Annotated in this window: 17 protein-coding genes and 1 pseudogene; 9 read left to right on the forward strand and 9 right to left on the reverse strand. The window is 59.3% G+C overall.

Annotated features, from left to right (window positions below):
* From pta to AC2FNC_RS14645, 4 genes are all read left to right on the forward strand, one after another.
* Positions 1-1,001, forward strand: a 1,001-nt coding sequence (gene pta, locus AC2FNC_RS14630; protein WP_496715709.1) for a phosphate acetyltransferase, incomplete at its 5' end; no start/stop codon positions are given.
* Between the two features lie 90 nt (positions 1,002-1,091).
* Positions 1,092-3,911, forward strand: a complete 2,820-nt coding sequence (locus AC2FNC_RS14635) for a molybdopterin oxidoreductase family protein (RefSeq protein WP_496715710.1) — start codon at positions 1,092-1,094, stop codon at positions 3,909-3,911.
* 109 nt (positions 3,912-4,020) lie between these two features.
* Positions 4,021-4,770 (forward strand): 4Fe-4S dicluster domain-containing protein, encoded by a 750-nt coding sequence (locus AC2FNC_RS14640; protein ID WP_480517792.1) that lies wholly within the window; start codon positions 4,021-4,023, stop codon positions 4,768-4,770.
* Positions 4,770-5,642, forward strand: a complete 873-nt coding sequence (locus AC2FNC_RS14645; RefSeq protein ID WP_480517794.1) for a dimethyl sulfoxide reductase anchor subunit family protein — start codon at positions 4,770-4,772, stop codon at positions 5,640-5,642. Before AC2FNC_RS14640 ends, AC2FNC_RS14645 begins: the two co-directional genes overlap by 1 nt.
* A gap of 133 nt (positions 5,643-5,775) precedes the next feature.
* On the opposite strand, the gene dapA is transcribed toward AC2FNC_RS14645, so the two are convergent.
* On the reverse strand, positions 5,776-6,648 hold the full coding sequence (gene dapA, locus AC2FNC_RS14650) for a 4-hydroxy-tetrahydrodipicolinate synthase (protein WP_480474109.1): 873 nt from the start codon (positions 6,646-6,648) through the stop codon (positions 5,776-5,778).
* Positions 6,649-6,781: 133 nt separating this feature from the next.
* On the opposite strand from dapA, the gene AC2FNC_RS14655 reads away from it, so the two are divergent.
* Complete coding sequence (locus tag AC2FNC_RS14655) at positions 6,782-8,755, forward strand: lytic transglycosylase domain-containing protein (RefSeq protein WP_496715711.1); 1,974 nt, start codon at positions 6,782-6,784, stop codon at positions 8,753-8,755.
* Here the strand turns inward: AC2FNC_RS14655 and AC2FNC_RS14660 are convergent.
* Positions 8,729-9,598, reverse strand: a complete 870-nt coding sequence (locus tag AC2FNC_RS14660; RefSeq protein ID WP_496715712.1) for a DMT family transporter — start codon at positions 9,596-9,598, stop codon at positions 8,729-8,731. The genes AC2FNC_RS14655 and AC2FNC_RS14660 overlap by 27 nt on opposite strands.
* Positions 9,595-10,260, reverse strand: a complete 666-nt coding sequence (gene mnmC2 / locus AC2FNC_RS14665; protein ID WP_480517800.1) for a tRNA (5-methylaminomethyl-2-thiouridine)(34)-methyltransferase MnmC2 — start codon at positions 10,258-10,260, stop codon at positions 9,595-9,597. Before mnmC2 ends, AC2FNC_RS14660 begins: the two co-directional genes overlap by 4 nt.
* 55 nt (positions 10,261-10,315) lie before the next feature.
* On the opposite strand from mnmC2, the gene AC2FNC_RS14670 reads away from it, so the two are divergent.
* Positions 10,316-11,350 (forward strand): NAD(P)/FAD-dependent oxidoreductase, encoded by a 1,035-nt coding sequence (locus tag AC2FNC_RS14670; protein WP_496715714.1) that lies wholly within the window; start codon positions 10,316-10,318, stop codon positions 11,348-11,350.
* Here AC2FNC_RS14670 and AC2FNC_RS14675 read toward each other — a convergent pair.
* The 4 genes and pseudogenes from AC2FNC_RS14675 to AC2FNC_RS14690 form a co-directional block, all read right to left on the reverse strand.
* The gene (locus tag AC2FNC_RS14675) at positions 11,342-12,133 is read right to left on the reverse strand and encodes an HTD2 family dehydratase (protein ID WP_480474114.1); all 792 of its coding nucleotides are present in this window, start codon (positions 12,131-12,133) and stop codon (positions 11,342-11,344) included. The two genes, AC2FNC_RS14670 and AC2FNC_RS14675, sit on opposite strands and share 9 nt — an antisense overlap.
* A 15-nt stretch (positions 12,134-12,148) precedes the next feature.
* Entirely contained in the window at positions 12,149-12,691 is a 543-nt protein-coding gene (locus AC2FNC_RS14680) for an NADPH-dependent FMN reductase (protein ID WP_480474115.1), read from the reverse strand.
* Positions 12,692-12,813: 122 nt separating this feature from the next.
* On the reverse strand, positions 12,814-13,485 hold the full coding sequence (locus AC2FNC_RS14685; protein ID WP_209505259.1) for a YiaD family glycine zipper/OmpA-like lipoprotein: 672 nt from the start codon (positions 13,483-13,485) through the stop codon (positions 12,814-12,816).
* Positions 13,486-13,610: 125 nt separating this feature from the next.
* Positions 13,611-14,302 (reverse strand): annotated as a pseudogene (locus AC2FNC_RS14690) (helix-turn-helix transcriptional regulator).
* A gap of 104 nt (positions 14,303-14,406) precedes the next feature.
* Here AC2FNC_RS14690 and AC2FNC_RS14695 point away from each other — a divergent pair.
* Positions 14,407-14,598, forward strand: coding sequence for a hypothetical protein (locus AC2FNC_RS14695; RefSeq protein WP_480484088.1), 192 nt, complete (start codon positions 14,407-14,409; stop codon positions 14,596-14,598).
* Positions 14,599-14,600: 2 nt separating this feature from the next.
* Here the strand turns inward: AC2FNC_RS14695 and AC2FNC_RS14700 are convergent, their stop codons facing one another.
* On the reverse strand, positions 14,601-15,248 hold the full coding sequence (locus tag AC2FNC_RS14700) for an RluA family pseudouridine synthase (RefSeq protein ID WP_480517808.1): 648 nt from the start codon (positions 15,246-15,248) through the stop codon (positions 14,601-14,603).
* A gap of 92 nt (positions 15,249-15,340) precedes the next feature.
* Here AC2FNC_RS14700 and AC2FNC_RS14705 point away from each other — a divergent pair, with 92 nt between their 5' ends.
* Complete coding sequence (locus AC2FNC_RS14705) at positions 15,341-15,751, forward strand: nuclear transport factor 2 family protein (protein ID WP_480474118.1); 411 nt, start codon at positions 15,341-15,343, stop codon at positions 15,749-15,751.
* Between the two features lie 4 nt (positions 15,752-15,755).
* Positions 15,756-16,469 carry an SGNH/GDSL hydrolase family protein gene (locus tag AC2FNC_RS14710; RefSeq protein WP_480517810.1) on the forward strand — a complete coding sequence of 238 codons (714 nt, stop codon included), beginning with the start codon at positions 15,756-15,758 and terminating at the stop codon, positions 16,467-16,469.
* Here AC2FNC_RS14710 and rarD read toward each other — a convergent pair.
* On the reverse strand, positions 16,460-17,365 hold the full coding sequence (gene rarD / locus AC2FNC_RS14715; protein WP_496715715.1) for an EamA family transporter RarD: 906 nt from the start codon (positions 17,363-17,365) through the stop codon (positions 16,460-16,462). The two genes, AC2FNC_RS14710 and rarD, sit on opposite strands and share 10 nt — an antisense overlap.
* Positions 17,366-17,603 lie beyond the last annotated feature (238 nt).

The raw sequence follows: 17,603 nt of genomic DNA on the forward strand, positions 1-17,603 counted from the left end.
TGACACCCGTCGAGCTGTTGCGGCAAAACGCTCCGGCCACCCGTCCCATAATCGCCCTCAGCGAAGGCAACGACCCCCGCATCACCAAAGGAGCCCTCAACGCGCAGAGGGCCAATCTGGCCGATATCATTCTGGTTGGCCCGTACGCCGAGGTCGAAGCAGCCCTGAAAGATCAGGGGGCTGCTGCCTCTCACGGAGTTGAGATCCATGACCCTGTGACTTCGGACCTGACCGAAGAATTTGCCCAGACCTTTTTCGAACTGCGCCAGCATAAAGGCGTCGACCGGGCCAAAGCCCGTGCTGCCGTTGAAACACCCCCCGTCTATGCCGCCATGCTGGTGCGCAGCGGACGCGCCACCGGCACCGTAGGAGGGGCCGTTCACACGACCGGCGAAATCGTCCGTGCAGCCATCCAAGTGATTGGCATGGCCCCCGATGCAGGAATGGTGTCATCCTTTTTCCTGATGTACCCGCCGGAAAATGCTCAGCCCGGGGCGCGGGCGATGCTCTATTCCGATTGCGGGCTGGTCATCAATCCGACCGCGGGCGAGCTGAGCAAGATTGCCATGGCATCCGCCACATCGGCCCGGACGCTGCTGCAGGTCGATCCAAAGATCGCGATGCTCAGCTTTTCCACGAAGGGCAGCGCCAAGCATCCGGACGTGGAAAAGGTGATCGAGGCTACAGAAATGCTGCGCCAGGCCGCGCCAGACCTGAACGTCGACGGTGAACTGCAATTCGACGCCGCCTTTGTACCTTCGGTTGGTGAGCGTAAATCACCGGGTTCGTCTGTCGCCGGGCAGGCCAACGTGATGATCTTTCCCAATCTTGATGCTGGCAATATCGGCTACAAAATCACCCAAAGACTGGGGGGCTACACCGCCATCGGACCGGTCTTACAGGGGCTGGCCAAACCCGCCAACGACCTGTCCCGCGGATGCAGCGCCGAGGATGTGACCCAGATGATCGCCGTGACCGCATTACAGGCAAATAGACTGTAACACTTAATTTTCGCACCGCTCCCGGAACGATGTTCTAAAATACCGAGGAAACTGACAAAATCCTCCTGACATAACCAACTGGACCCGCAAATGACCCATCAGCAGACGATCCTTGATACGTCACCGAAAGTCTCGGACGAAATCCGCAGGACCACCTGCTACATGTGCGCCTGCCGATGCGGCATCAACGTTCACATGAAAGACGGCAAGGTTGCTTATATCGAAGGCAATCGCGACCACCCGGTGAACAAGGGCGTCTTGTGTGCCAAGGGGTCCGCCGGGATCATGCAGGTCAACGCCCCTTCGCGCCTGCGCAAGCCACTGAAACGGGTCGGCCCGCGTGGCTCGGGTGAATTTGAGGAGATCGGCTGGGACGAAGCGCTGGAACTGGCTGTCAGCTGGCTGGAGCCAATCCGTAAAGACAACCCGGAAAAGCTGGCCTTTTTCACCGGCCGGGACCAAAGTCAGAGTTTTACCAGCTTCTGGGCGCAAAATTTCGGAACCTGCAACTATGCGGCGCATGGCGGCTTCTGTTCGGTCAACATGGCCGCGGGCGGCATCTATACGATGGGCGGCGCGTTCTGGGAATTCGGCCAGCCTGATTGGGACCATACCAAGCTGTTCATGTTGTTTGGCGTGGCCGAAGACCACGACTCCAACCCGATCAAAATGGGTATTGGCAAGATCAAAGCGCGCGGCGCACGTGTAATCGGCGTCAACCCCATCCGCAGCGGATACAATGCCGTCGCCGATGATTGGGTCGGCATCACACCGGGAACTGACGGGCTGTTCATCCTGTCATTGATCCATGTACTGATGAAAGCCGGAAAGATCGATCTCGACTATCTGAGCCGCTACACCAATGCCCCGGTTTTGGTGGACGCGTCCGAAGGCGCCGGAAACGGCCTGTTCCTGCGCGACGATGACGGAAAGCCCCTGGTCATCGACCGGAATACAGGCAAGCTGACGGCCTTCGACACGCCTGGCGTTCGCCCGGATTTGTCAGCGATCTACGAAAACGACGGTGTCGTTCATCGCCCTGTGTTTCACTTGATGGCGGAAAAATACCTGTCTGAGGAACACGCGCCCGAAGCTGTTGCCGAAAAATGCGGTATTCCCGCCAAGCGCATTCGCGCGATTGCTGCGGAACTGGCGCGCGTCGCCTTTGACGAGGCGTTCGAGCTGGATCACGAATGGACCGATTTCCGGGGCGAGAAACACACCAAGATGATTGGCCGCCCTGTTGCGATGCACTCGATGCGCGGCGTTTCGGCTCATGCCAATGGTTTCCAGACCTGCCGCGCGCTGCATGTGCTGCAGATCATCCTTGGCACGGTCGAGGTTCCCGGCGGCTTCCGCTTCAAGCCCCCCTACCCCAAACCGATCGAGGCGCACCCGACACCGCATTGCAAGGTGACGCCCAACTCGCCCCTGGATGGCCCGCATCTGGGTTTCGTCCGCGGCCCGGAACACCTTGCGCTGAAGAAAGATGGCAGCCCCGCACGGATCGACAAGGCTTTCACCTGGGAAAACCCGATGTCCAGCCACGGGCTGATGCATATGGTGATCTCGAACGCACATGCGGGCGACCCGTACAAGATCGATACGCTGTTCATGTACATGGCAAACATGTCGTGGAACTCGACCATGAACACCAAGGGTGTCATCGAGATGCTGACGGACAAGGGTGAAAACGGCGATTACGTGATCCCGCGCATCATCTATTCGGACGCCTATTCTTCCGAGATGGTGGCCTACGCGGACCTCGTCCTTCCGGATACAACCTACCTCGAACGCCACGACTGTATCTCGCTGCTGGATCGCCCGATTTGCGAGGCGGATGCGGCCGCTGACGCAATCCGCTGGCCTGTGATCGAACCGGACCGTGACGTGCGCGGGTTTCAGTCAGTATTGATCGATCTCGCAAACCGTATGAAACTTCCGGGCTTCACCCATGAAGACGGCTGCGCAAAATGGGTCGATTACGCCGACTATATCGTCAATCACGAACGCAAGCCGGGTATTGGCCCACTGGCTGGATTCCGTGGCGAAAATGCCGACAAGGAAGGGCGCGGAGAAGTCAACCCGGATCAGTTGAACCGCTATATAGAGAACGGCGGCTTCTACGTGGCGCATATCCCGCAAGGCGCGGATTACTACAAACCATGGAATGCGGCCTATCAGGAATGGGCCGTGGGCATGGGGCTCTATGACAGCCCGCAGCCATACCTATTCCAACTCTACTCCGAGCCGATGCGCAAGTTTCAGCTGGCAGCCGAAGGCCATGGCGACCGACAGCCGCCTGATCATCTGCGCCAGCGGATCAAAGACACGATGGACCCACTTCCAATCTGGTACGAAACAGACCAGCAGGGCAACGACGGCTTCACTGTCAACGCGCTGACCCAGCGCCCGATGGCGATGTATCACAGCTGGGGCACGCAAAACGCCTGGCTGCGGCAGTTGCACGGGCGAAACCCGCTCTATGTTCCGACCAAGCTGATGCACAAGCACGGCCTGAGCGACGGAGATTGGGCCAAAATCACATCCCCTCATGGTGAGATTACCGTCCCTGTGATGGAAATGGCCGCCCTGAACGAAAACACCGTCTGGACATGGAACGCCATCGGCAAACGCAAAGGCGCCTGGGCCCTGCAGCATGACGCGCCCGAGGCCACTAAGGGCTTTTTGCTCAACCACCTGATCCACGAATTATTGCCGCCAAAAGGCGACGGGCTACGCTGGGCCAACTCCGACCCCATTACTGGTCAGGCCGCATGGTTTGACCTGAAAGTCAAAATCGAAAAGGCCGACGCGCCCGCCGATGCTCAGAGCCAGCCTCATTTTGACCCGATCAAATCACCGGTAGGAGCTGGCCCTGCGAATTTGGCGTGGAAGGTGGGCGAATGACCCGGACCCGCTCTTCATCTGGCCACAAATATCCCGGGGGTGAATTGAGCCGCAGGCTCAAGAGGGGGCTGGCCCCCTCACCCGTCCTCAACAGCACAGGTATCCTGACATGACCCAGCTACCGAACTCCACCGAGCGCAAGATGGGTCTGGTGATCGACCTGGACACCTGCGTTGGGTGCCATGCCTGCGTGATTTCCTGCAAGGGCTGGAACACGGAAAATTACGGCGCGCCGCTGTCCGATCAGGATGCCTATGGCGCCAACCCGTCGGGCACTTTCCTGAACCGCGTGCATTCCTACGAGGTGCAACCGGCGGAAGGGCACGCGCAACTGATCCATTTCCCGAAATCCTGCCTGCACTGCGAAGACGCGCCCTGTGTTACCGTCTGCCCAACCGGGGCCAGTTACAAGCGGGTCGAGGATGGCATCGTGCTGGTCAATGAAAGCGACTGCATCGGGTGTGGCCTGTGTGCCTGGTCCTGCCCCTATGGCGCGCGTGAACTGGATAAGGCCGAGGGGGTGATGAAGAAATGCACCCTCTGCGTCGACCGGATCTACAACGAGAACCTGCCCGAGGTGGACCGGATTCCGTCCTGTGTTCGAACCTGTCCGGCGGGCGCGCGGCACTTTGGCGATCTGGGCAATCCGGACAGCGACGTCAGCAAGCTTGTTGCGGATCGCGGCGGAATGGACCTGATGCCCGAAATGGGCACCAAACCCGTCAATAAATATCTGCCGCCGCGCCCGAAAGACACGGTGGAAGATCAGATCGACATCCTGGCCCCCCTGTTGGCACCTGTCGCTGAAGAGCCCAAGGGCTTCCTCGGCTGGCTCGACAAGACGTTGGAGAAACTCTGATGCATCCTGCACCCTCCGTCATCCTCTTCACCACCCTGTCCGGTCTGGGCTTCGGTTTGCTCATCTTCCTTGGTCTTGGCTTTCCGGCCGTCTCGGGCTGGGTGGCCTTTGTGTTCTTCGCCATTGCTTACGGTCTGGCCGTCGGAGGGCTGATGGCCTCGACCTTCCACCTCGGCCACCCGGAACGGGCCTTGAAGGCTTTTACCCAATGGAAAACCAGCTGGCTCAGCCGTGAAGGCTGGTGTGCCGTGCTCGCCCTGGTCGTCATGGGACTTTATGCGATTGGCGTAGTGTTTCTGGATCGGCATTGGAGCCTGCTGGGTTGGGTCGGAGCCTTGATGTCACTGGCGACCGTGTTCACGACATCGATGATCTACACGCAACTCAAGACCATCCCGCGCTGGAATATGAACCTGACCCCCGCCATGTTCCTGAGCTTCAGTCTGGCGGGTGGTGCGTTGCTGGCGGGCCAGACACGTGTTGCTATTCCGCTTCTGCTGATCGCCGCTTTGGTTCAATTCTTGTATTGGAAGAAAGGCGACAAAGCGCTGGAGGCATCCGGAACGGATCTGGGCACGGCGACAGGTTTGGGTAACCGGGGCACAGTCAGAGCGTTCGAGCCACCGCATACCGGTACCAACTATCTGCTGCGTGAGTTTGTTCATGTGGTCGGGCGCAAACATGCACAGAAATTGCGGGTGATCTCGTTTGTATTGGCCTTTGTCCTGCCGGTTCTGTTGCTGGTCCTGCCATTCAACCATTTCCTGGCCCTGCTGGCGGTGGCATCGCATCTGGCGGGTGTCGCGACCTCGCGCTGGTTGTTCTTTGCGCAGGCTGAACATGTCGTTGGGCTTTATTACGGCAAACGTTGAGGGGGCTCTGCCCCCGCCGCGGCACACCGCGACTCCCCCGGGATATTTTTGGCCAGATGAAGTCTGGATCCTGAAAAAGAAAAAGGCGGCGCTCGGTAGTCGAGGCCGCCTTTTCCGGTTTCTGAAGACCGGGTCAGATGAGGCCCGCGTGTGCCATTGCTGCTTCAATCGCGGCCTTTGTGCTGTCTTCCAGCTCGGTCAGAGGCGAGCGGACTTCAGTGCTGCAGAGACCCAGTTTGCTGAGCGCGTATTTGGCGCCGACCAACCCGGGTTCGATAAAGATCGCTTCGTGCAGCGGCATCAGCTTGTCCTGGTATTCCAGTGCCTTTGCATAATCGCCCGACAATGTGGCCTGCTGGAATTCGGCGCAGAGTCTGGGAGCCACGTTTGCTGTGACTGAAATGCATCCGACACCGCCATGGGCATTGAAACCCAGTGCCGTGGCGTCTTCACCGGACAGTTGGCAGAAGTCCTTGCCACAGATCGCACGCTGCTGGCTGACGCGCGCCAGATCGCCCGTCGCATCCTTGACCCCGACAATACGCGGCAACCGGGCCAATTCGCCCATGGTGGCGGGGGTCATGTCGATGACCGATCGCCCGGGAATGTTGTAGATGATGATCGGAATATCCGCAGCCTCGTGCAGGGCTTGGAAATGCGCGATCAGGCCGCGTTGAGTCGGTTTGTTGTAGTAAGGCGTGACAACCAGCGCCGCATCGGCCCCAACTTTTTCGGCGAACTGAACGAACCGGACGGCTTCGACCGTATTGTTCGACCCGGCACCGGCAATAACCGGAACACGGCCAGCAGCCGTTTTGACCACTTCTTCGATGACCGTTTCGTGTTCGTCATGGCTGAGCGTCGGGCTTTCGCCGGTGGTTCCAACGGGCACCAGCCCGGTCGAGCCTTCGGAGATCTGCCATTCGACCAGATGTTTAAGCGTCTTCAGGTCCAACTCGCCGTTGTTGAACGGAGTGACGAGGGCTGGCATCGAGCCTTTGAACATGACACGCTCCTTAAGGTGCACATTGCGGTTTTTGCGCCTCGGCCTCTCACGTTTCCAGCTTTGTGAGTTGATCCCGCCGGCGCAGGGTTTATCCTCACAGGCTCTATCCTCGGTTGGTTGGGAAATGCAAGGGATGACACGCTTTCTGGCACTGTTGACTGGTGTGATTCTATACGCAGTGACGACACCGCAAGCCGTACGCGCGGACGCGGCCGGTGATTTGCGCGCTGGGCTCTATGAAATGCGCAAGGGCGACTGGAACGCGGCACTGCGCGTATCGGGCCAGCGCGGCTCGGTCTCGCGCGATGTCATTGTCTGGCACTGGCTGCGTGAGGGGTTTGGCAGCTCGGGCGATGTGCTGGTGTTTCTCGAACGCCGCCCGGATTGGCCCGGGCTGGATTGGCTGCGCCGCAAGAGTGAGCCGGTCTTTACCGGGGCCGATCCCGACAGGGTTCTGAAGTTTTACGCTGGCTTGACTCCTCAGACTGCTGAAGGCGCGCTGAACTATGCGGTGGCCCTTAAGGCCAAAGGGCGCATTGGCGAGGCGGAAGCCGACATCGTGACAGCCTGGCGTACCATGCCGATGGGGTCGGGGTTGCAAAAAGACTATCTGGAGAATTTTGACAAACTGCTGAAGCCGCACCATGCCGCGCGGCTGGACCGGATGCTGTGGGATGGCCATTTGGTCAGCGCAGAACAGATGCTACCCCTGGTCAGCACGGATGAGCGCAAGCTGGCCGAAGCACGGATCGCATTGCAGAAACGCCAGCCAGGCGTAGACGGTAAGGTGGCGGCGGTACCGAAGTCGCTGGCAGATGCGCCGGGGCTGGCATTCGACCGTTTTGTCTGGCGAGACAAGAAAGAACTGGATGACAGCGCCGTCGACCTGATGCTGGCACGGTCAACCGGACCGGAGGCTCTGGGCGAGCCTGACAAATGGGCCGAGGGTCGCCGCCGTCTGGCCCGGCTCGAGATGCGATCGGGGCGGGCAGCGCGTGCTTATGACGTAGCGGCCAAGCACCATATGACCCCCGAAATGGGATATTCCTATGCGGATCTCGAGTGGCTGGCCGGGTTTCTGGCCCTACGCAAACTGAATGACCCTGCCACAGCCGTGCGGCACTTCCAGAATTTTTCGAATGCCGTGCAATCGCCGATCTCGAAAGGGCGCGGCGGCTATTGGCTGGGGCGAGCTTACGCCGAGCTTGGGGAAGCAGACAAAGCCTATGAGGCCTATGCGATGGGCGCGGATCATCAGACCTCTTTTTATGGTCTGCTGGCGGCGGAACGGATCGGACGGCCATTTGACAAGGAACTGGCCAATCCGCGTCGCGCGCCGCACTGGCGTCAGGCTGAGTTCGCCGCTTCCAGCGTTCTGGAAGCCGGGCTGCTGTTGCTGAAGGCCGGGGAAGACAACTTGTCCGAGAGGTTCCTGACGCATCTTGTCGAAGGTCTTGACCCTGTGCAGGCCAACCAGTTGGGCGACCTTGCGATTGAGCTGAAACAGCCGCATCTGGCCGTCATGATCGCCAAGAGGGCAGCGACCACGGGCACCGTTTTGCCCGCGGCCTATTACCCGGTTCATCCGGTGGCCGACATGCGTCTGCCAATGGCCAAGGAAATGACGCTGGCCATCGCACGACGCGAAAGCGAATTTGATCCGGTTGTCGTCAGCGGCGCGGGTGCGCGCGGCCTGATGCAGGTGATGCCCGCAACGGCCAAGCTGGTGGCCGGAGAGCTGGGGATACTCAGCGGCCATCAGACCGGTCGGTTGACGTCGGACTGGCAATACAACGCCAAGCTTGGCGCCAACTATCTTTCGGGCCTTGCGACCGAGTTCAACGGGAATGTCGTCATGATGGCGGCGGGTTACAATGCTGGTCCAAAGCGCCCGATCTCGTGGATGGAACGCTATGGTGATCCACGCACCGGCGAGGTGGATATCGTAGACTGGATCGAGACCATTCCGTTCGATGAGACGCGCAACTATGTGATGCGCGTGACCGAAAGCTTGCCGGTCTACCGCGCCCGACTGGGGCAGCCCGCCCTGCCGGTTCCGTTTTCGCAGGAACTGATCGGATCATCGCTGGCGGCGTTCGCGCCATAAGGTAAAAAGCCCTGCGGCTACAACAATCGCTGCGCCCGCGACAACTTCAGGGCGCAGTGTTTCACCAAAGATCGAAATCCCCAGAATCGCGCTCCAGACCAGGTGAAAATAGGCAAAGGGTTGGACGGCGCTGGCTTCGGCCATCTCATAACATTTGATCAGCAGCCAGTGCCCCGTTGCCCCGCTGACGCACAGCAACGCCATCCAGAGCCAGTCGCTGCGGGCCATTGGCTCCCAGAACCACATTCCAAACAGGGTCATGGCGACGGCGCCAACGACGCCGGTCCAGAAAAAGCTGGTGGCCGTGCTATCCTGACGTGCGACATAGCGCGTCAGCAGGCCATAGATCGCAAACAAAAACGCCGAGATCAGCGGTATGACGGCCCAAGGATCAAAGACACCAACGCCCGGCTGCAGAATGATCAGAACACCAATGCAACCAACGCCGATCGCGACCCAGCGCCGCCATCCGACCTTTTCGTCCAGAACCGGACCGCTCAGCGCCGCGACAAGCAGGGGATAGCTTATGAAAACGGCCATACTGTCGATCAGACCGAGCACTGTGAAACCAAATACGGCGACGCAGATCTCGGTGGCCAGCAGCAGGCCCCGCAGGATCTGAAGACCCATCTGGTTCGTCTGCATGGCCGCCTTTAACCCGCCTGAGGATCGCGCCGCCAACGCAATGACAAAGGCCGCGAAGAACCAATAGCGGATCATCACCACCATGTAGGTGTTATAGGTTCCGGCCAAATGGCGTGAGATACCGTCCTGCAAGGCAAAGACAATCGTCGCGCCCACCATCAGGGCGATACCCGCACCTGCATTGTTTTTCTGCGTCATGCCTTGAGCGCCCGCGTCATGTGCCTCTTTCGGCCATAACCGGATGTACGGGTGACGGTGAAACCGGCATCCTGAAGCCCGCGTCGAACAAACCCGGCGGCCGTATATGTGGCTGCGGTACCATCGGTGGCTGTATGCGCCGCCACTTGCTGCATCAGATCTGCCCCCCACAATTCTGGGTTCTTGGCAGGAGAGAACCCGTCGAGGAACCAGGCGTTGGCCAGGCCAGTCCATTGCGGCAGGCTGTTGCGCGCATCGCCGATGATCACTTCGCATTGAAGGGTTTCAAGACTGCACGCGCGACCTGTCCAATGGGCCAGAAACCGGCTGCACCACGGGTGCAACTCGGGGAAGGCCTCAAGCGCGTGACGCATATCATCCGTGGCCATGGGAAAGGCTTCGAAACTGGTGAACCGAAGCGGCCCTGTTTGGCCGGATTTCTCCCATTCAGACCAGACCGTCAGCAGGTTCAGACCGGTGCCAAAGCCCAGCTCGGCAATATGAAACCCCGGCGCAAAACGTTCTGGCAGATCATTACCTGCAAGAAACACATGGCGCGTCTCTTCCAGCCCGTTCTGCAACGAGTAATAGGGATCGTCGAAACGGTCCGAGACCGGTATCTGATCCTCGGTCCACGTCAATTCGGCATGCTGGTCTGCCATCGGGGAATCCTGTAGCTAAGCGGCGCGACACTGAACAAGGAAAAGGGAATTGGCAATGATCGATGTGACGGTTCGCGGGGCAGGAATTTTCGGCCTGTCCATCGCCTGGACCTGCGCCCGTCGGGGCGCGAAGGTGCAGGTCGTCGATCCTTTTGGGCCGGGCTCCGGGTCCAGCGGCGGTCTGGTGGGGGCCTTGGCCCCGCACGTGCCTGAAAACTGGAATGCTAAGAAAGCTTTCCAATTCGACAGCCTGATCATGGCCGAACCCTTTTGGCATCAGGTCGAGGGTACCGGCGGCGTTTCTCCCGGCTACGGGCGGCTGGGCCGTCTTCAACCCATTCCTGACGCCCGCAGTCTGGATCTGGCCCGGCAACGCGAAGGTTCAGCCGATCAGCTTTGGCAGGGGCGGGCAGAATGGCGGGTGATCAGCACATCGCAGGCCGGATCGTGGTGCCCGCCCAGCCCCACCGGCTTTGTCATCCGCGATACGCTGACGGCGCGCATGCATCCCCGGCGGGCCTGCGCCGCTCTGGTTGCAGCCCTTGAGGTCATGGGTGTCCACGTTGTCAGTAGCGCTGATGATAAAGGGCAGGTTGTCCACGCCACGGGCCTAGCCGGATTACTTGAACTGAACGACGCCTACGGAAAGACCGTCGGAAACGGTGTCAAAGGTCAGGCCGCCCTGTTGCGCTTTGACGCGGGAGAGGTGCCACAGCTTTTCGCGGATGCGGTCCATATCGTGCCACATGCGGACGGAACGCTTGCAATCGGATCAACGTCTGAACGGGAATATGACGACCCAACCAGCACAGACAGTGCATTGGACGATATCATAGACCGGGCCACGCGCGCGCTGCCGCTTTTGCACGGGGCCGAGGTGATCGAACGTTGGGCCGGGGTGCGTCCCCGCAGCAAAAGCCGCGCCCCGATGTTAGGCCTGCATCCGTTGCATCAGGGTCAGTTCATCGCCAATGGCGGTTTCAAGATCGGCTTTGGCATGGCTCCGAAAGTGGCCGATGTTATGGCCGATCTGATGCTGGAGGACAGGGATTCGATCCCCGATGACTTCCGCCCCGGAGCCTCACTGTGATAGGGCCACAGCTTTCATGCATTGCCGCCCATCCGGGCCGCGCACCCACATGTCCTGACCGTTCCGGCACAGCTGGGCAGTCTCGAAATGCATCAACGGCGAGGTCGCACGGAAAGAAAACGACTTGAGTGGTCCGCCAAGATCAACTGCAAACAGCATCAGAAGCTGCGCCAGAAGTGGCCCGTGCACAACCAGCCCTGCATATCCTTCCACATCGCGCGCATAGTCCAGATCGTAGTGAATGCGATGGCCGTTGAAGGTCAGCGCTGAGTAGCGAAACAGCAGGGTGGTATCGAACGCAACCGCGTGGATATCCGTTTCATCCGTGCGTGAACGAGGCGGCGTTTGAGTTATTGCATCCGGCGTGGGGTCTTCACGATAAACAAGGTCCTGCCATTCTGTCAGACAAAGTTGGCCACCTTGCCGTATCTCATGCCGCAACGTGACAAAACCCAACGGTCCGGAGCGCCCTGTTTTTGCGCTTTGGTTTTCAAGAACCGATGTCCTGTCAGCAGGGATACCCGCGATCAGCGGTGCATGAAATTCCAATTGCCCACCGGCCCACATTCTGCGGGGCAATCCCATATCCGGGATCAGGCCACCCACCTTGGGATGCCCATCCCGCCCCAGCGCAGCAGGCGGTTGCGGCGCCCAGAAATAGAGCTGATGGAAGAATGGCGGCAGAGCTGAGCCTTTGGCAATTGTTGGCTCAGAGCCCAACGCAACCTGAAACGAAGCGGCACGGGCCGGGTCAAGGATATCGCTTTGACTTTGTTCCAACATATGCGCAGTCCAAGCTCAGAAACCGGCCTCGACCCTGAGTTTCTGCATCAGCATGTGCAGTGACTTTTCATACCGTTCGGACAGCAACTTTCCCTGTTCGTCGAATTCATTCGAACTGTCAGCGAGGTGGATTTCCGGACCCTGCAAGATGCGGGGCTGAAAGGGCACCATGCAAGCGCGCAGGATCATCTGCGCCCTTTCCCCGCCAGCGCGGCCACCCGCCGCCGACATCACGGCAACCGGCTTGCCCGCCCATGGATTGCCCTTTGTCCGGCTGACCCAGTCCAGTGCGTTTTTCAGAACTCCCGAAGGCCCTTTGTTGTACTCGGGCGTCGAGATGATCACCGCGTCCGCCTGCCCGATCTGGTCGGCCAGCATCTGAACAGATGCCGGTATCCCTTCGGCATCCTCCAGATCGCCATCATAAAGCGGCAGGTTCAGGTCTGCTTCGGCATAGCTGACAGGGTCGAACAACCGGGCCGCTTCGCGCAGCAGCTTGCGGTTCGTCGCGTCCTTGCGCAGGGAGCCGGACAGGCCAAGCAGGGTCGGTTGAGACATCAGGGACAACTCCGTTTCAGTGTTTCCCAATAGTTAGACCGAGATTGACCCCGACCAAACCCCCATTGACGCACAGTCATTGCGCAACAGCGGCCGGGCCAGACCGGTCCTGCGTTTCAGGATCACGCGTTTCCGCTGGGGACCACAACAATCTCAACCCGCCGGTTTTGCGCTTTTCCTTGCGGCGTTAGGTTGGACGCGACCGGGTTGTTTTCACCCTGACCGTAGGTTCTGATACGGCTGTAGCTGACACCATTGGCCTGCAGGATATCCGCGACCGCGTTTGCGCGACGCTCGGACAATCCCTGATTATAAGACGCGTCGCCGTCGCTGTCGGTATGACCAATGATCTGCACGTTCGAGTTGGGATAGTTGACAAGGTTCTGGCCCACTTTCACCAGATCCGCCCGCAGCGCCGGGCGCACGGTCGAGCTGTCCGTGTCAAACGTAATGTCATTCGGGACGGTCACGATCAGCCGGTCACCCGCATTGACGATTGTAATCCCGTCATTTGCCAGTTGCTGACGCAATTCCGCAGCCTGCTTGTCCAACTGGTTGCCGATCAGACCGCCACCCGTGGCACCAATGGCGGCACCGGCCAGCGCCCCAAGACCCGGGTTCGAGTTATTGGCAATCGCGCCGACACCCGCGCCGATAAGGCCACCCAGAACCGCACCCTGCTTCGTATTTTTGTTGGGGTCGTTCTGAACGGTCAGGGTGCCCGGATCGGTACAGGCCGTCACCGCCATGATTGAACACAGGCCTGTCGCCAGAAAAAACTTTGAAATCGTCATGATATCACCTTCTGCTCCGGTACCCGTTCTTCGGGCTTGATCCATTTCACCCAGTATATCACTGCGCTTGCTCACAGGCTCAAGCAACAATGCGGTGAAATAGGCGAATACCCGCCAAAGGCCATTCATACCGGTTCCGCAAAGGTGCCCGCGTGCTGTTGTTCCTGCCAGAGATCACGCAAAGATTTACCCTGTCCCAGAAATCCTTCGTCAGTGTATTCACTGGACCAGATGCGATCGGTTCTGAAATGGCGAAAGCCGCTTCGCATTTCACACCACCCTGCCAGCAACGTGCATTCGATATGATAGATCAGCGCTAGCGGGCGCACCACGCGGATGGTTTGTTCGCCTTCACCATCTACGTAAGTGATGCGAATTTTCCGTTCTGCCCGAATAGCTTCGCATAATGCGAAACAGAAACACATCCCTTCTCGGGATCATCCGCCGGAGCCCCCCAGGGTGAAACCTGCAACCAATCGGTCGGGCTATGCAGTGCATCGATCTTCCGACAGATTCGACTTGCAGCGCGCTGCAAGTGGCTGTCGCCGGTGCGCGCCAGAAGAGACAGGCCAACCCACAGAGCCTCAACCTCTTCGGCGTCGAAATTCAGCGGTGGCAAATCGTAACCACGCCGCATCATGTAGCCGACACCGGCCTCACCTTCGATGGGTGTTCGCTGGGCCTGCAATTCGGCAATGTCACGATAGACGGTGCGCATGGACACCTCCAGCCGGGTGGCCAGTGCTTCCGCCGTGACCGGCGCACTTGCGGCCCGCAAGATCTGGATGATTTCAAACAAACGGGTCGAACGGCGCATCGCATTCTCCTGACACTCTGCTGACACCCTAGCACACCCCACTGACAACATGCTGTCAGCAGTGACGCGCGATAATGGGTGGATATCACACAAGGAGCCAAGAAATGCCGCACCTCGACAACCACGTCATGATGACACTGAAGCTTGGTCAATGGTCACAGGATCACACACTGCGTGCCTTCGAGATTGAACGTGAGCTCGCGCAGGAGCGCCATTGCCGCCAGCCGGTTTCGACGAAACGAACAAGACGCATTTCGCTGGGCAACCTGAAGATGCTGTGGGCCGGAATTGTCTGAGATCAGAAATCGGGCTGGGCGCGAAATTTCATCGAGTGCCCGCCCTCGGGATGCTTCAGGCGCAGTTCTTCGGAATGCAGCATCAATCTGGGAAATTCCCTTGCCGCACCTGTTGCATAGAACGGATCGCCCAGAATCGGGTGACCCAATGCCTGCATATGAACGCGTAACTGATGAGACCGCCCGGTTTTGGGAAACAAACGTAGGCGAGAGGTCTCGCCCTCATGTTTCACGACGCGCCAATCGGTGACAGCAGGTTTACCCGTATCATGACACACAATTTGTCTGGGTCGGTTAGGCCAGTCCACGATCAACGGCAGGTCAACGGTGCCGGTCTTTGGCTCCATACGCCCCCAGACACGGGCAATATAGGTTTTCCGGGTCTGCCGCTTCTCGAACTGCATACTCAGATGCCGTTGCGCATGGGGTGTTTGGGCAAAAACCATGACACCTGATGTGTCCCGGTCCAGTCGATGCACAAGCAGCGCCTGAGGGAATGCCGCCTGCACGCGTGTCAGAAGACAATCAGCCAGATGCTCGCCCCGCCCCGGCACAGAAAGCAGACCTGACGGTTTGTTCACCACAATCAGCTGCGCATCTTCGTGCAGCACGTCCAGCGCGGTTTGCGGGGGGGCATAGGTTTCGGTCATGCGGGCCTGCCTATCTCAGCACGCACCTTCCCGCAACGTCGTCCTTGCGCGCACGGTCATGATCAGTGAACTTCTGCGCAGGAGGACAGGACATGCACCCCACAATTGAACGACTGCAAGAGGTTGTCGCCAAGGGCGATGAGGCGCTGATCCACGATCTGCTGGCCGAAGATGTGCAGTTCCTGCCACCAACCTATTACAGCACCTGGACCGGGCGCTCACCTGTGGCTGCCGTTCTTGGTCATGTCGGGCAGGTCTTTTCCGACTTCCGGTATCGCAGGATCATGGGCGCTGGCAACGATTGGGCACTGGAGTTTCAATGCAAGATTGGAGATCTGGACGGCATTGGCGTTGACCTCATTACGCTGAACGAGGATGGTCTGATCCAAATCTTCGAAGTGGCCATGCGCCCCTACAAAACAGTCGGCGCATTACGCGAGGCGATGATGGCGCGCGTGATGACTGACGCTCGTTTTCTGGAATTCAAAAACGCCCTGACGTGACTTGATGATGCGCACTCTGATAGCACCCGACCAGGTTTTACGTGTGCCCTTGTTGCCCATTCTGGCCGCGCAAGCCCTTTTGGTGCGCCGCAATGCCCGGCTTTTGCCGGAGCCGACTGGCCCGCGAGCGGGCCGAACAGGGCGTGGCCCCCGCCTGCGTCTGCTGATCACCGGCGACAGCTCGGCGGCCGGAGTGGGCGCGGGAACTCAGGCGCAGGCCTTGTCGGGGCAGCTTGTGGACCGGCTGACCAGACACCACACGGTTGAATGGCAACTTGAGGCCACCACAGGGCACACGACGCTGGATACGATTGACCGCCTGAGCCGCATAAAGGGCGAATTCGATGCGGTGGTCACTGCTTTGGGGGTGAACGATGTCACCCGCGCCGTCTCTTGCCGCACATTTGCGGATCGTCAGGCGCAGCTTATCAACATCCTGACAAAAGACCTGGGGGCGCGGCGCATAATCATCACCGGCGTTCCGCAAATGAACAGGTTTCCCGCCCTGCCACACCCATTGGCCTGGGTGCTTGGCCGTCAGGCTGCGCGGCTGGATAATGCGTTGCAACAGGTTGTTTCCGTCCATTCACACGTGCAACATCTAAGGCTTGATCTGCCCGACGACCCGGCCCTGGCGGCACCGGACGGCTATCACCCAAGCCCCCGGGCCTATGCGCTGTGGGCAGATGCTGCAGCACGCCTGTTGCTTCAGGCCTGAGCCCGCGCCTGCCGGATCATCGGGATCGAGTAAATGACCAATGCCACCCAGATCAGGGGGAATGCGATCATGCGTCCGGTGTCGATTTTCTCACCAAACAGAGTGATGGCTGTAATGAAAATCATAGTCGGCGCAATGTACTGCAGGATGCCCATGGTCGACAGGCGCACCAGCTTGGCCCCGTTCGCATAGACCAGCAATGGAACCGCCGTGACGATACCGGCGCAGGACAACAGTAGGGTATCAGACATCGCGACCCCAAAATGGCCTGTGCCTTGCACGCCCAGCCAGGTGACATAAGCCAAGGCCGGGATCAAAAGGATCAGGACCTCAAGCAGAAAGCCCTGGTTGGGACCAATTGGAAGGGATCTCTTGAAGAACGCATAGAAACCCCAGCTGACCATCAAACTCAGCGCCGCCCAGGGAAGCCGCCCTGCCTCGAGAACAAGTACAAGAACGCCCAACGCGGCAAGCCCCACCGCAAACAATTGAGTCCGCGTCAGGGGCTCACGCAGCAGAATTGCGCCCAACGCAATACTGAAAAGCGGGTTGATGTAATACCCAAGCGCCGCGTCCAGCGCGTGCCCCGTCGAGATCGCCCAAACATAAATCGCCCAGTTCACGGAAATCAGCGCCGCCGTCAAAGCTGCCATGGCCAGCATCCCGGGATTGCCCAGTGCAGCTTTCAAGTCCCGGGTACGCCCCAGCGCGACCAGAAGCAAACCTGCAACCGGAACAGACCAGATAACCCGATGCGCCACCACCTCAACCGGTCCAATGTGATCCATCGCCTTCATATAAAGCGGCAGAAATCCCCACAGGACATACGCCGTGACAGCTAAAGCCAGACCTTTGGGCGTGTCCGCATTCTGAGGTGGTAAAGGCGTGTCTGTCACGAAGGTTCTCCGGTTGATACCGGTTTCGTTTACGGCAGAACTGAACGGATTGAAAACTCTGAAAACAGTGAACTGTCACATAACGATTTGTGATAAGTTAGCTGACCGCAGCTGTTGCCGCCAAAATGCGAGGCTCTGCCTCGCGCTCCAGGATATTTAGAGCCAGGTGAAGCAAGGGATCCGCACTTCATCTGGCCCAAAATATCCCGGGGGAGTCGCCCGGCACGGGCGGCGCGGG

Source organism: Ruegeria sp. BHSA123, from assembly GCF_059613425.1.